The sequence below is a fragment of the Mucilaginibacter sp. OAE612 genome (assembly GCF_041806395.1).
Classification (GTDB): Bacteria; Bacteroidota; Bacteroidia; order Sphingobacteriales; family Sphingobacteriaceae; genus Mucilaginibacter; species Mucilaginibacter rubeus.
Map to the genome: position 1 here is coordinate 564,602 of NZ_JBGMUW010000001.1, position 13,528 is coordinate 578,129.

The following is a 13,528-nucleotide window of genomic DNA, read 5'->3' on the forward strand; positions in this document are numbered from 1 at the left end:
ATGGCCGAAAAAGAGAAACTGAGAATAGATAAATACCTGTGGGCCATCCGCGTTTTTAAAACACGAACACTTGCTTCTGATGCCTGTAAAGCTGGCCGCGTAAAACTGGATGGTAAAAATATAAAACCATCGTACGAGGTAAAAATTGGCGATGTTTACCAGGTAGCAAAAGGCATTGAACGCAAGGTTGTAAAAGTAACCGGCTTGTTGGAAAACCGGGTAGACGCCAAAACGGCTGTCAATTTTTACGAGGATATAACTCCTGTTGAACAAACCCAGGCCTTTAAATCAATGTTCCATGCCCCGATACTGAAGCGTGATCGTGGCACGGGCCGTCCCACGAAGGCCGACAGGCGCGAGATTGATGACCTGAAAGATAATTTTTTTGAAGAAAAAGAAGAGGAATAGCCCCACCCAACCCTCCCCTAAAGGGATAGTGCTTCTAAAAGCCGGGTAATGTATTTTAAAAGTCTTCCCTTTAGGGGAGATTATTCGCAATTAATTTGTTTTTAGTGCTCATGAGGGCTACGCCGTTTAGAGGGGCGATTTAATAATGATCTTTATGTTCGGTTGTTTCCCAAAGTTTAAAAGCAGTTAGCGCTTCATCACGAAGGATTTGGACAAAAGGGAGTTTGCGTTTTTCCATGGTACAGCCCAGTTCATCATAAATAAAATGATCGTCGAAACCTATCGCGGCCGCATCGGCTTTGGTATTGGCGTAATAAATTTTATCGATACGGGCCCAGTAAATGGCACCCAGGCACATGGGGCATGGTTCGCAGCTGGTATAAATTTCGCAGCCTGATAAATTATAGGTTCCCAGTTCCTGGCAGGCCAGACGGATCACCGAGACTTCGGCGTGTGCGGTAGGGTCATTAGTGGGCACAACACGGTTGGCGCTGCGGGCTATGATCATGCCGTCCTTAACTATTACGGCCCCAAAAGGCCCGCCCATTCCACGCTTTACATTGTCTTCGGCCAGTTCAATGGCTATGCGCATAAATTTTTCGTGTGCCGTATTTTCCATATTGCCCTAAATTAAAAAACCTCAACCGAAGTTGAGGTTTTAATTTGAAAATGTGTCAATTTGAATATTTGAAAATGACTTGTAATTTTCAAATTACTACATCATCAAATTTTCAAATCGTATATTATTTTTTGTCTTTAGCGTAAGCTTCGTTAAGGCGTTTGGCAACGTCAACGGTAACATCTAAAGATGGATCACCATACAATACGGTTGGATTGGCTTTTGAATAGGTTAACACCAGTTTGTAGCCTTTTTCTTTAGCATAACCTTTTACAAAGTCGGCAATTTTATCATACAGCTTAGCATTTTCAGAGGCTTGCTCGTTTTGGAATTCGGCACCTGCATTTTGAGAGTAGCCCTGTAATTCCTGTTGTTTACGCTGTAACTGTTGCTCAGTAGCCTGGCGCTGATCGGCAGGCATAGTAGCCTGATTTTTCTGGTACTCGGCAACCTGGCGCTGAAAAGCCTGACCGCGGTTTTGCAGATCGGTTTGTGATGCTTTGCCTTTTTCTTCAAGGCGTTTTGACATATCCTTAAAGTAATCGTACTTGTTTAATAAAGAATCGGAGTTTACATAAACAATAGTTTCTTTATCAGGCGTTGCTGCGGTTGCAGCAGCCGGTTTATCGGCGGTTTTATTTTGAGTACAGGCCGCAACGCTACCTGCAATTGCTAATCCTAAAGTAAGTTTGGTTAAAACTGAAGCACTGGTTTTCATTCTGTCAATCTGAAAATTATTATAAAATTTTGACAAAGATAATCTTTCATTGCAAGTATCCTAATCGGATGTGCAGATAATCAGATGTGCAGATTTCAGATACGCGAATGTGTAGATGATGTTTGTTGCGGCGGCCCGTTATTTGAAAACGAAGATTTTTTTCACGCTAAGGCGTTAAGGCCGCAAAGGTTGGGTTGCCTCAAAGGTTTTTATGGTCTGTAAATTTGCGTTAGGGATAGTAGCGGATACCGGCCTGAGTGTAATGCCTGCAGGCGTATGAGCGGATAGCCCGGCCGCAGGCAACGCCATTAATGATTTTGAATATCGGATTTTTGATTTCGGAACTTATGAACTGGATTCTTTAAAATTATTAATGCATTGCCAGGGTTGGAAATACAACAAATTCTATAAATCCTTTAAATTCTATAAAATTCGAGTTCAGACAAGGTATTCTGTTAATCCTAAAATCCTGTAAATTCTGATTCTGACAACTCTCCACAACTGTACTTTTATCCACAAATAATCGTTAATACGGGGTATTTTTTGTAATTTTGAAGATTGTTTCATTAAATAAATATGAGCGAAGAAATTCAGGATAAATCCAATTATTCAGCAGATAACATACAGGTTTTAGAAGGTTTAGAGGCGGTGCGCAAGCGTCCGTCGATGTACATTGGCGATACAGGTGTTAAAGGTTTGCACCACCTTGTATATGAAGTAGTTGATAACTCTATCGACGAAGCCCTTGCCGGTTATTGCGATGATATAAAAGTTACTATACATGTTGGCAATTCCATAACCGTATCAGATAACGGTCGTGGTATCCCTACGGGTATCAATACAAAAGAGGGTAAATCGGCGCTTGAAATTGTAATGACCGTTTTGCACGCCGGTGGTAAATTTGATAAGGATACTTATAAAGTATCCGGCGGTTTACACGGTGTGGGTGTGAGTTGCGTTAACGCATTATCAACCCATGTGAAGACCCTTGTGCACCGTGAAGGCAAGATCTTTACCCAGGAATACGAACGCGGCAAGCCGATGTTTGACGTTAAGGAAATTGGCGTATCTGATAAAACAGGTACTATTCAAACCTTTCAACCCGATCCGGAGATTTTTACTACAACTACCGAGTATAAATATGATACGCTTGCTGCCCGTTTGCGTGAACTGTCGTTCCTGAACAAAGGCATTCGCCTGAGTTTAACCGATGAGCGTGAAACCCAGGAAGATGGTACTTTCCGTAGCGAAGAGTTTTTCTCAGAAGGTGGTTTGCGCGAGTTTGTTAAGTTTTTGGACGGAACACGTACATCGATCATCCCCGAGCCCATTTATGTAGATGGTAATAAGGGGGGCATCCCGGTTGAGCTTGCCCTCCAGTATAATGATACATACAGCGAGAATGTTTTTTCGTACGTAAATAACATTAACACCATTGAGGGTGGTACGCACGTAGCAGGCTTCCGTCGCGGTTTAACCCGCACTTTAAAAGCTTATGCCGATAAAGAGGGCCTGCTGAAAAACGTAAAAGTTGAGATCAGCGGCGATGACTTCCGCGAAGGATTAACTGCCATTATATCAGTAAAAGTTCAGGAGCCTCAGTTTGAAGGCCAAACCAAAAGTAAGTTGGGTAACAACGAGGTAATGGGCGCGGTTGACGTAGCTGTGGGTGAAATTTTGGGTAACTTTTTGGAAGAGAACCCTAAAGAAGCCCGCCTGATTGTAAATAAAGTGATCCTTGCCGCTACTGCCCGTGCCGCCGCCCGTAAAGCGCGCGAAATGGTGCAGCGCAAGAGTGTGATGACAGGCTCGGGATTGCCGGGTAAGCTGTCTGATTGTGCCAATAGCGATCCAACCCTTTGTGAGTTATTCCTTGTCGAAGGTGACTCGGCGGGTGGTACCGCCAAACAGGGCCGTAACCGTGAGTATCAGGCTATTTTACCATTACGTGGTAAGATCCTGAACGTGGAGAAAGCCATGGAGCATAAAATTTACGAAAACGAGGAGATCAAGAACATGTTTACCGGTTTGGGCGTAAGCCGCGGTACTCCTGAAGATGATAAGGCCCTTAACTTAAGCAAGCTCCGTTACCATAAGATCATCATCATGACGGATGCCGACGTGGACGGTTCGCACATTACCACGCTGATCCTTACCTTCTTCTTCCGTTACATGAAGGAGCTGGTTGAGGCCGGTTATGTATATATTGCTTCGCCGCCGCTTTACCAGGTTAAAAAAGGTAAGGAGTATGAATACTGCTGGAATGATGTACAGCGCGATGCCGCTATTCAGCGCCTTAAAGGTGCCGGCAAGGAAGACAGTGTGCACGTGCAGCGCTATAAAGGTTTGGGTGAGATGAACGATATCCAGCTTTGGGATACTACCATGAACCCTGCCACCCGCACGCTTAAACGTGCTACCATTGAAAACGCAGCCGAGTGCGACCATACCTTCAGTATGCTGATGGGTGATGAAGTTGCCCCACGCCGCGAGTTTATTGAGCGCAACGCTAAATACGCTAAAATAGATTCGTAAGCCCCGGCCCCTGAAGGGGAGAGATGGTTGATACATTTTTTAAGGCCCGCTTCTTTTTGAAGCGGGCCTTTTTTGCAGGAGCTTGTAGCCATCCGGTTTTGGCGGGGCGTATTTAAATCCATTTTGCCGGAGTTGTTGTAATCGCTAACTTTAATTATGGAACATTACGATAACCGGGTTGATGCCTACATCGAAAAATCGCCCGAATTTGCAAAGCCGATTTTAAACTATCTGAGAGCTGTGGTGCATGAAGCCTCGCCTATGATAATTGAAACCATGAAATGGAGCATGCCTTTTTTTGATTATAAAGGTGTGGTTTGCAATATGGCCGCTTTTAAACAACATTGCTCATTTGGTTTTTGGAAGGCATCGTTATTATACGACCCACAAAAGGTATTGAGCCTGGCCGATCAGGCTGCAGGTAGCTTCGGCCGCCTGACCAGTATTGATGACCTACCTCCAAAGGAAGTACTTGTTGAGTTTATACAACAGGCAATAGCTTTAAATGAGGACAATAAACCGAGGCCGGCTTCCCAAAAAAAGTCGCCCGCCCAACGCGACGAGCTGGTAGTACCTGACTACTTCGTGAAATTTTTAGAAGCTCATCCGCAAGCCTGGTTAAACCTTAACCAATTCAGCTACTCGCAGAAAAAGGAGTATATTGAATGGATAACCGAAGCCAAAACCGAGGCCACCCGCCTTAAGCGTATGGAAACCGCTGCTGAGTGGCTTACTGAGGGTAAATCAAGGCACTGGAAGTACAAATAAATTCCAAATACCGAATATTAAACTTAACGCTTATGTTTTTCATCGATCTTAAGTATATCGCCCCTCTTGAAGAGATTGATGCTTATATGGAGGTCCATCTGAAGCATCTTAATAAATATTATGATGAAAAGGTGTTTGTTGTTTGGGGGCCTAAGGTGCCGCGCACGGGTGGGGTAATCCTGGCCTTTGCAGGCTCAAGGGAGCAAATAGAGAAGATCATTACCGAAGATCCCTTTTACAAGCATAAACTTGCTGAATTTACCGTCACCGAGTTCTTGACTCCTGTGTATCATCCAGATTTAACGGCACTGCTGGACGGTGCGGAATAGGTTTAGTTTATTTTATCCAGCCGGGTTGGTTTTTCATTTGGAAAGCTGAACACCATGTAAATTTTGTTGCCTTCTGTATGGAAAGTAATATCGGCCCGTTCATTTTCGTACATAAAGAACGACGCTTTTGCATATGATACAATTACCATAGGTATTGCATCATTTTGGACGAAGTATAGCTTGCCTTCAGCAACATAAGTCTTGAATTTGTTTTTTTCATCGCCTGCTATCTGGTAATTACCTGCATATTGTTCCAGTTGCTTTGCAGGTATATTAATAGCCTTATGCTGTTTGCAATAAGCGAATTTTATGGCGTTTTGCATTACTTGCGCCAGGGCTGCGCCGTGACCTGCATTTGGGGTGATTGCGGTAGCAATATCAAGCCCTTTACAATGCTGATTTTCCATGTAGATTTTAAAATCCTGAATATTTTTGCTGGTTAAGAGCTCAAAAGAACCTACACCTAAAAATACCCTGCAGTTAATGTCATGATTATTAGCGAAGTATTTTTTAGCCGAAGGGATAAGTTCACTGCCGCTGTTGCCCGGAGCGCCTATGAAAATCATGTTAAACAGGCTGGGGTGCTCAAACAATACCATAGTAGTGAACATACCTCCAAACGAATAGCCATATAAGGCTTTATTATCGGTTACACGGTACTTGCTTTGTATAAAAGGAATTACTTCCTGCTCAATAAATGATATGAACTTTGGTCCGCCGGTTGTGGGGTTCAGATCGCGGCTGCGCTGGTTTGGGCGGCTGCCGTAACCAATGCCTACAATGAGTGCTTCGGTGGTTTCATAATCCTGCCGGAGCATGTTGAAGCAGTTCATGGCAACGGTCATGTTCCAGTCGCCATCAGTCATGTATAATACCGGGTATTTGGTTTTAGTAGTATCATAACCCGGAGGAAAATGTACGTAGATGGTATAATCTTCGCCAATAACTGTTGAGTGATAGTCCCATTGCACCATGTCTTTGTCCGTAAAAGGGGCGGGGGTATCGCTTTTAACCTGCGCGGCAGCAATGTTTGCGAAAAAGATAAAAGCAAGCAGACAGAGGCTGGTCTTGATACTTTGTTTCAACATGGCGTGTGGTTATATAAATTAAGATAGTCTTAATTTACAAAAGGTTGCAGCGTTGCTGAAATAAAAAAGAAATACCAGGAAAGGAATTTTCATTCCCCCTTTAGGGGGGCAGGGGCCTAAAAATCCAAAGGCCCTAACCTCCTCATATTTTTCATGATGAGATATTGCCTGTGCCTTAAATATTTGGTTGGGTTGGTGGCCGACCATTTTAGCGGGCTTGGGAAAATTACCGCTATGGCGGCAGCTTCCTGCCGGGTTAAATCGGAAGCCGGTTTGTGAAAATAAGCCTGCGAAGCAGCCTCAACTCCGTATATGCCATCGCCCATTTCAATCTCGTTCAGGTAAACCTCCATGATGCGCTTTTTGCTCCAAAAGGTTTCTATCAATATGGTAAAATAAGCTTCGATACCTTTACGGAGTATGGAACGGCCTTCCCAAAGGAAAACATTTTTGGCTACCTGCTGTGATATGGTACTGCCGCCAATTAGTTTTTTGCTGTGCGAGTTTTTTTCGATAGCTTTTTCGATGGCGTTAAAATCGAAGCCGTGGTGCTCTAAAAAGGTCTGGTCTTCGGCAGCAACGGCGGCACGTTTCATATTGTCGGAGATCTCGTCAAAATCTTTCCATTTTTTATCTATCTTCCATTCCTTACCTGCCGATTTACGCTGAAAGCCGCGTTCGATCATTAACCAGGTAAAAGGAGGGTTTATAAAACGGTAACCAATTACACCCAAAAGGCTTAACCCAAAAAACAGGATGAATATCAGTTTAAAAATCCTGAATATCAATTTAGGGATGCCATAAAGCTTTGAATCCGATGGTGAATTCCGTTTGCCCGACTTTGATTTTTGGTTGTTTTTGCCGAAGAATTTGAACACTGTTATAAAATATTTCCTGATAAAAGAAGAGGGTGCTTTGCTTTAGCAAAACACCCTCTAAAATTCTAAATTTTTTCCAGAAATCCGAAATAAATATTCTTGATTTCGGATTTCGAGTTTTCGATTTCGAATTTGTTTTTATTTAATTCTAATCATAAAAAAAAGGTGTTTTGAATTAACAAAACACCTTTTAAGTTTTTCAAAATCCGAAATCTTAAATCCGAATTCCGAAATATAATTATTCCGCTACTACTTCAAACGGAACCTGTACTTTAACTTCTTTATGCAGGTTGATGTTGGCAACATACTCACCAACAAATTTTGGCTCCTGGTCAAAAGTGATACGACGACGGTCAACTTCAAAACCTTCTTTTTTCAATGCATCAGCAATTTGGATAGTGTTGATAGCACCGAAGATTTTGCCTGTTTCGCCGGCTTTAGCACCAATGTTAAGTTTAACACCTTCTAAACGAGCTGCAATAGCATCAGCATCCTTGCGGATTTTTTCTTGCTTAAATTGAGCTTGTTTAAGGTTTTCGGCTAAAACTTTACGTGCGCTTTCGGTAGCTAATATGGCGTAGCCTTTTGGTAAAAGGTAGTTACGGCCATAACCTGGTTTCACATTTACGATATCGTCTTTATCACCCAGGTTTTTTACATCTTGTTTTAAAATAACTTCCATTTCTTAAATCTCCTATTATTTTAATGAATCTGTAACGTAAGGTAATAAACCGATGTGGCGTGCGCGTTTAACAGCCTGTGCCACTTTACGCTGAAACTTTAATGAAGTACCGGTTAAACGGCGTGGTAATACTTTACCCTGGTCGTTAATGAACTTTAATAAAAAGTTTGCGTCTTTGTAATCAATATACTTGATACCGTTCTTTTTGAAACGGCAGTATTTTTTACGGTTATCCTCCACTTTTGGAGCGGTAACGTATTTAATTTGTTCGTTAGCCATTAGTTTGCTGCCTCCTCTGCTTTAGCTGCTGGTTTTTTGTTAAAAGCACCGCTGCGTTTTTTGTCATTGTAAGCAATGGCATGTTTATCCAAAGCAATGGTCAGGAAACGCAAAACACGCTCATCGCGCCTTAACTCTATCTCCAATTTGTTAATTAATTCACCCGGAGCCTTAAATTCAGTTAAGTGATAGTACCCTGTAGTTTTCTTTTGGATTGGGTACGCTAATTTTCTCAAACCCCAATTATCCTCCTGGACAATTTCGGCTCCGCCATCAGTAAGAATTTTGCTGTATTTGGCATTTGCCTCTTTAGCAGTCTCTTCTGAAAGCAACGGGGTTAGAACGATCACGATTTCGTACTGTTGCATTATACTTGATTTTTAATTATTTACCCGCTATAACGGGGCTGCAAATGTAGGGGTAATTATTGAAACAATCAAATGTTTTTAAATGAAATGCTACGTGTGTAACAGCAAATTAGCCCGGCAGTGCTATATTTATATTAGCAGCCAAATTAATATTATGAAAAAGAACCTGCTCCTTTTTATCGCATTTTTTATAACAACAACCGGTGCAATAAAAGCACAAACAATAGGGCCCGCGCAGCAACGCCTGCTTGATTCGCTTTGTAAGGAACTGTCCAAAATTGACGTGGCAAAGATATCTACCAAACAAGCTGCCAATGATGCTTTTGAAAAGTGTTTTGAAAACCATGCCGACTTGCTGATGGATGTAGCCAAAGAGCAAAATGTTGAGGTAACCGATGAACCGGCAATGAGTAAAGTAGGCGTGGAGATTGGTAAAAACCTGATGAAGCAAAAATGTGGATCTTTTATGCAGCTGGCCATGAAAATGGGAAAGGATGACAATGCTGAGGATAGCGGTACCCAAGTTACTACCGGCGCATTTAAACGGATTGATACAAAGGGATTTAATTATATTGTTATAACAGATAAGGCGGCGGCCGAAAAATCATTTATCTGGCTCAGGCAGTTTTCCGGGTCTGAGAAATTTATAGATGCTTCACCGGCTAAACTTGCCGGTAAAAAACTGCAGATAACCTGGAAGGACCTGGAAGTGTATCTGCCGCAAGCCAAGGGGTATTATACGGTAAAGGAAATAGTATCGATAGATATTCTGTAAACAGGGGAGAGATTGTGTTGATAAAAACAATATTTTTTCTAAAACTTATGGCATAGCTTATGGTTTTACTTAAAAACTCATAAGCTATGCAACCCGCAACTATTCAAGCCGAAAAAGGAACAAGCAATCCGCTTACTTTCGATGAGATCTTAATGTATGGCGGAGGGGATGATCCCCTTGAAGGCGACTGGGACGACCAGGAAGATGAAGATTTTGATGATATCCTTGAGGATAAAGAAGATCTGCATGAAATACAGGTTGATGGCAGTATCGGTGAGCCCGACCCCGAAGATGATGATCATTTGCCTGATGATGATATTTAATATATTATGTGTTAAGTCGTGTTTGTTTGACCGCGATATATTAAGTTCCTTTTTGCTTATTCCTGTTTATTTCCTGTTGCTGCCTTAAAAAGGCAATCAGAGCAGCCTATTCCCTAAGCTGAGTTAAATTAAAATTGCGTAGTAATCATAACGCAGGCTCTTTTGTGTCTATTTTTTTCTTCATGATTTAATTTTTTTCGACCTGAGTTTCATTGACTTAAACGGATAGTTAAATTTAATTTGAAGTTAAAATGCGAATAATGTAATTTATTTGCTACATTACGATTGTTTTTGTATTAGTAATAGTATTATTGATGTGATTTTAATAAAAAAATAATATTATTTTTAATAGATTATCATTTTTTGTTATTTGAAATTAATCGTTAGCCGAAACTGTCTGTTATGAAAAAATTAGTCGTCTTATTGCCGATATTATTATCTTTTTTTTTAGCAAAAGCACAAAATCAGGATGTGCATATTAGCCTGGAGGCCCAGGGCATTGTCACTACCAATAATTCAGTGCCATTTTGGTTAAGGGCAAATCAGTTTGGCAGTATTCCGTTATCGGGTGGGTCCGGTAGCTTAATCGGAAAAATTCGGAAAGATTATGATACAACAAAAACTTACGACTGGGCCGCATCCTTTGAAGGTAGAGGAAATGCCGGAAATAATAGCAAGTTTATTTTAGTTGAGGGATTTGTAAAGGCCCACGCCGGTATTTTTGAATTGAAAGCTGGCCGTTCAAAGGATATTGTGGGGATTGTAGATTCGACCCTTTCATCCGGGGCATTTCCGATTTCAGGTAATGCCTTAGGCATACCCAAGATTAGTTTAAGCATACCCAACTATTATAGTATTCCATTTTTCGGGAAATTATTTGCAGTTAAGGGGACGTTAGCAAGTGGTTATTTAGGAGATGTTAAAGTTAGAACTGGTGAAAGGCCAACAGATTTCAAAGGTTATTATCTGGAAAATACACTGTATGTTAAAATAGGCAAGCCATCATGGAGATTTAAGTTTCAGGCGGGCTATAATCATGAAGCCTTATGGGGAAATGAAAAACGTGTGTTTAGCCGTTTTCAATTGTCGGGATCCGAAACGTATTGGTATGTGCTTACCGGTAAATTATATCAGGGAAGTAAAGTTGGCAATCATTTAGGTTCGTTAGACATGGGCGCTGAATATAGATTTGATGGGGTCACGGTATCAATATATCGCCAAAACTTTTATGATATAGGTGCCTTAAGGTCATTAGCTAATGTCACAGATGGCTTAAACGGAATTACTTTCGTTAATAACAAGCCAAACTCGGATCATTTTTACTGGAAGAAGTTTTTATTTGAATTTTTATACACAGCGAACCAGGCTGGTAAGGCGGATTCCAAGAAAACAAAATCAGGTGCTGAAAATTATTACAATAATTATGAGTACGAAGAAGGATGGTCATATAACGAAGTTGGATTGGGTACCCCCTTTATAACTACAGTAAATGATGTAAGAGACAGCCAAATAGGTAATAACAAGCAATTTTTTGTAAATAACAGGGTTTTAGCGTTGCATACCGGTGTGCAGTTTTATGCCTTTAACTGGCTTTATACAGGCAAGTTTTCCTATTCAGAAAATATGGGAACTTATGATAATGGCACTGAACTGTATAGATCGGTTGGAGGCAAAATACGAAGCCCTGCCAATTATGGGGCATTTAAAAAGGTGCATCAATACTCAACCTATTTTGAGGGAATCAGGGCGTTAAAAAATGGTTATTCTGTTGGATATGATCTGGCATATGATCATGGGGGTCTGCTTTACAATTCGTTTGGCATTATTTTAAAGGTGTCAAAAGCGTTTATGTAATAATGCCGGGTTTAACATGGCGAAGAGGCCGGTGTGTAAAAAAATTAGCAAAGCCGCTCTTTCACCAAATCTAATTTCTCACTACCTTAGCACTTGTGGATAATTTCATTGTTTCGGCCCGTAAGTATCGCCCGGCTACTTTTGAAACCGTTGTTGGTCAGCAACATATAACCAATACGCTCAAAAACGCTATAAAAAATAACCAGCTGGCACAGGCATTTTTGTTCTGTGGGCCGCGTGGCGTGGGCAAAACTACCTGCGCACGGATCCTGGCAAAAACCATTAACTGTACCAATTTACAGCCCAATGGCGAAGCCTGCGGCGAATGCGCTTCATGCAAGGCTTTTGAAAACGGAAATTCTTTTAATGTTCATGAGCTTGACGCTGCTTCAAACAACTCTGTTGATGATATCCGCAGTTTGATTGAGCAGGTACGGATCCCGCCCCAGGCGGCACGTTACAAGGTTTATATTATTGATGAGGTGCACATGCTGTCGCAGGCCGCTTTTAACGCGTTCCTGAAAACACTTGAGGAACCACCTCATTATGCCATATTTATATTAGCTACTACCGAAAAGCATAAGATCCTGCCAACCATTCTTTCGCGCTGCCAGATCTTTGATTTTAACCGCATCAGGGTTGAGGATATGGCCAACCATCTGGCATCAATTGCCGGCAAGGAAAGCATAGGTTATGAGCCCGACGGCCTGCATATCATAGCCCAGAAAGCCGATGGCGGTTTGCGCGACGCGCTTTCGATGTTTGATCAGATTGTAAGCTTCTCTGGTGGCAAAGTTACTTATCGTTCGGTTATCGATAACCTGAACATACTTGATTACGATTATTATTTTAATATAACTGAGAGCCTGCTTAAGGAAGATACCGCTAAAGTATTATTGTTTTTTGACGAGATCCTTTCGCGCGGGTTCGATGGCGCGCATTTTATAGCCGGGCTTTCTGAACATTTCAGAAATCTGTTGGTGGGGAAGGATCAATCGACACTAAAGTTGCTTGAGGTGAGTGAAGGCATTAAAACAAAATACCTGCAGCAATCGCAGCAGGCATCGGTGTCGTTTTTGCTCTCGGCCATGAATATTGCCAATCAGTGCGATATTAGTTATAAGCTCAGCAAAAATCAACGGCTCCAGGTTGAACTGGCATTACTCAAGATGTGCCACCTGCCATCGGTGTTTAACCTGGCAACCACACCACTCACTGTAACTTCCGCGACCGACGGGGGACTAAAAAAAAAACCTGATACCTCAACAGTAGCGCCTGTTAACGGAGCGCAGGCAAGCCCTGCTGTATCTATGGTGAGCGAAGCCGCACCGGTATACAGTGCCCCACCAAAAGAGGTTGTAACGCCATCTGTACAGGTAAAAGAAACAATAACATCGCCTGCTGAAAAGCCTAAGATAGTAATGCCTTCGCGAAGTACGCTCACCCCTTCATTAACCGGTGAAGTTAAAACGCAGGAAGAATTACTTGAAGAAGAGGACCCATATTTAAAAGGAGAGGATAAAGAGGATTTTACTATGGACGCCTTTTTGCAATGCTGGAGCGATTTTGCTGCATTCGCAAAAAAAGAGGGTAAAAAAACTTTGCTAACCGTTCTTACAGCGGGCGCGCCGCGCATGCTAAAGCCCTATGTTTTTGAAGTAATAGTAGGCAATATGGTGCAGGAAAACATTTTCAGGGATGAAAAGCCGGTTATGTTGAATTATCTGCGCAGTACACTTAAAAATTTTACTATCGAGGTAAATGCCCGGGTTGACGAACAAAAGGTAGTACGTAAGCCTTATACCGCGCCCGAAAAGTTTCAGCATATGGCAGCCCGCAACCCGCAGTTGCTGGAATTGAAAAGCCGGTTTAATCTTGATTTTGATTAACCGGGTTTTAAATGC

15 protein-coding genes are annotated in these 13,528 nt (G+C 41.9%); 8 read left to right on the top strand and 7 right to left on the bottom strand.

The window, feature by feature from the left end; all coding sequences use genetic code 11:
- Positions 1-408 carry an RNA-binding S4 domain-containing protein gene (locus ABID99_RS02500; RefSeq protein ID WP_373612727.1) on the top strand — a complete coding sequence of 136 codons (408 nt, stop codon included), beginning with the start codon at positions 1-3 and terminating at the stop codon, positions 406-408.
- 139 nt (positions 409-547) lie between these two features.
- Here the strand turns inward: ABID99_RS02500 and ABID99_RS02505 are convergent, their stop codons facing one another.
- Complete coding sequence (locus ABID99_RS02505) at positions 548-1,027, bottom strand: nucleoside deaminase (protein ID WP_090528535.1); 480 nt, start codon at positions 1,025-1,027, stop codon at positions 548-550.
- 124 nt (positions 1,028-1,151) lie between these two features.
- On the bottom strand, positions 1,152-1,745 hold the full coding sequence (locus ABID99_RS02510; RefSeq protein WP_354486081.1) for an OmpH family outer membrane protein: 594 nt from the start codon (positions 1,743-1,745) through the stop codon (positions 1,152-1,154).
- Positions 1,746-2,321: 576 nt separating this feature from the next.
- Here ABID99_RS02510 and gyrB point away from each other — a divergent pair.
- From gyrB to ABID99_RS02525, 3 genes are all read left to right on the top strand, one after another.
- Positions 2,322-4,280, top strand: a complete 1,959-nt coding sequence (gyrB, locus tag ABID99_RS02515) for a DNA topoisomerase (ATP-hydrolyzing) subunit B (RefSeq protein WP_090528528.1) — start codon at positions 2,322-2,324, stop codon at positions 4,278-4,280.
- 156 nt (positions 4,281-4,436) lie between these two features.
- Complete coding sequence (locus tag ABID99_RS02520; protein ID WP_373612728.1) at positions 4,437-5,048, top strand: YdeI family protein; 612 nt, start codon at positions 4,437-4,439, stop codon at positions 5,046-5,048.
- Between the two features lie 32 nt (positions 5,049-5,080).
- On the top strand, positions 5,081-5,377 hold the full coding sequence (locus tag ABID99_RS02525) for a YciI family protein (protein ID WP_373612729.1): 297 nt from the start codon (positions 5,081-5,083) through the stop codon (positions 5,375-5,377).
- Positions 5,378-5,379: 2 nt separating this feature from the next.
- Here the strand turns inward: ABID99_RS02525 and ABID99_RS02530 are convergent, their stop codons facing one another.
- From ABID99_RS02530 to rpsF, 5 genes are all read right to left on the bottom strand, one after another.
- Entirely contained in the window at positions 5,380-6,465 is a 1,086-nt protein-coding gene (locus ABID99_RS02530; RefSeq protein WP_373612731.1) for an alpha/beta hydrolase, read from the bottom strand.
- A 116-nt stretch (positions 6,466-6,581) separates the two neighbouring features.
- A complete protein-coding gene (mtgA, locus tag ABID99_RS02535; RefSeq protein ID WP_373615887.1) occupies positions 6,582-7,253 on the bottom strand; it encodes a monofunctional biosynthetic peptidoglycan transglycosylase in 672 nt (223 codons plus the stop codon).
- 328 nt (positions 7,254-7,581) lie between these two features.
- On the bottom strand, positions 7,582-8,025 hold the full coding sequence (gene rplI / locus ABID99_RS02540) for a 50S ribosomal protein L9 (protein ID WP_090528515.1): 444 nt from the start codon (positions 8,023-8,025) through the stop codon (positions 7,582-7,584).
- 15 nt (positions 8,026-8,040) lie between these two features.
- On the bottom strand, positions 8,041-8,304 hold the full coding sequence (gene rpsR, locus ABID99_RS02545) for a 30S ribosomal protein S18 (protein WP_022833472.1): 264 nt from the start codon (positions 8,302-8,304) through the stop codon (positions 8,041-8,043).
- Positions 8,304-8,672 carry a 30S ribosomal protein S6 gene (gene rpsF / locus ABID99_RS02550; protein WP_090528512.1) on the bottom strand — a complete coding sequence of 123 codons (369 nt, stop codon included), beginning with the start codon at positions 8,670-8,672 and terminating at the stop codon, positions 8,304-8,306. Before rpsF ends, rpsR begins: the two co-directional genes overlap by 1 nt.
- A gap of 154 nt (positions 8,673-8,826) precedes the next feature.
- Between rpsF and ABID99_RS02555 the strand changes: the two genes are divergently transcribed.
- The 4 genes from ABID99_RS02555 (at position 8,827) to ABID99_RS02570 (ending at position 13,513) form a co-directional block, all read left to right on the top strand.
- The gene (locus tag ABID99_RS02555; RefSeq protein WP_373612732.1) at positions 8,827-9,447 is read left to right on the top strand and encodes a hypothetical protein; all 621 of its coding nucleotides are present in this window, start codon (positions 8,827-8,829) and stop codon (positions 9,445-9,447) included.
- An 86-nt stretch (positions 9,448-9,533) separates the two neighbouring features.
- Positions 9,534-9,770, top strand: a complete 237-nt coding sequence (locus ABID99_RS02560; RefSeq protein ID WP_090528506.1) for a hypothetical protein — start codon at positions 9,534-9,536, stop codon at positions 9,768-9,770.
- 402 nt (positions 9,771-10,172) lie between these two features.
- Positions 10,173-11,624 (top strand): capsule assembly Wzi family protein, encoded by a 1,452-nt coding sequence (locus tag ABID99_RS02565; RefSeq protein ID WP_188833310.1) that lies wholly within the window; start codon positions 10,173-10,175, stop codon positions 11,622-11,624.
- 95 nt (positions 11,625-11,719) lie between these two features.
- On the top strand, positions 11,720-13,513 hold the full coding sequence (locus tag ABID99_RS02570) for a DNA polymerase III subunit gamma/tau (protein ID WP_090528498.1): 1,794 nt from the start codon (positions 11,720-11,722) through the stop codon (positions 13,511-13,513).
- Positions 13,514-13,528: the final 15 nt, after the last annotated feature.

What these genes read in the sequence shown, in the direction of transcription:
- ABID99_RS02500 (WP_373612727.1), top strand. Translation starts at nt 1, where the DNA reads ATGGCCGAAAAAGAGAAACTGAGAATAGATAAATACCTGTGGGCCATC.
- rpsR (WP_022833472.1), bottom strand. Translation starts at nt 8,304, where the DNA reads ATGGCTAACGAACAAATTAAATACGTTACCGCTCCAAAAGTGGAGGAT.
- ABID99_RS02555 (WP_373612732.1), top strand. Translation starts at nt 8,827, where the DNA reads ATGAAAAAGAACCTGCTCCTTTTTATCGCATTTTTTATAACAACAACC.
- ABID99_RS02525 (WP_373612729.1), top strand. Translation starts at nt 5,081, where the DNA reads ATGTTTTTCATCGATCTTAAGTATATCGCCCCTCTTGAAGAGATTGAT.
- rplI (WP_090528515.1), bottom strand. Translation starts at nt 8,025, where the DNA reads ATGGAAGTTATTTTAAAACAAGATGTAAAAAACCTGGGTGATAAAGAC.
- ABID99_RS02510 (WP_354486081.1), bottom strand. Translation starts at nt 1,745, where the DNA reads ATGAAAACCAGTGCTTCAGTTTTAACCAAACTTACTTTAGGATTAGCA.
- ABID99_RS02565 (WP_188833310.1), top strand. Translation starts at nt 10,173, where the DNA reads ATGAAAAAATTAGTCGTCTTATTGCCGATATTATTATCTTTTTTTTTA.
- gyrB (WP_090528528.1), top strand. Translation starts at nt 2,322, where the DNA reads ATGAGCGAAGAAATTCAGGATAAATCCAATTATTCAGCAGATAACATA.
- ABID99_RS02530 (WP_373612731.1), bottom strand. Translation starts at nt 6,465, where the DNA reads ATGTTGAAACAAAGTATCAAGACCAGCCTCTGTCTGCTTGCTTTTATC.
- ABID99_RS02560 (WP_090528506.1), top strand. Translation starts at nt 9,534, where the DNA reads ATGCAACCCGCAACTATTCAAGCCGAAAAAGGAACAAGCAATCCGCTT.
- ABID99_RS02520 (WP_373612728.1), top strand. Translation starts at nt 4,437, where the DNA reads ATGGAACATTACGATAACCGGGTTGATGCCTACATCGAAAAATCGCCC.
- ABID99_RS02505 (WP_090528535.1), bottom strand. Translation starts at nt 1,027, where the DNA reads ATGGAAAATACGGCACACGAAAAATTTATGCGCATAGCCATTGAACTG.
- rpsF (WP_090528512.1), bottom strand. Translation starts at nt 8,672, where the DNA reads ATGCAACAGTACGAAATCGTGATCGTTCTAACCCCGTTGCTTTCAGAA.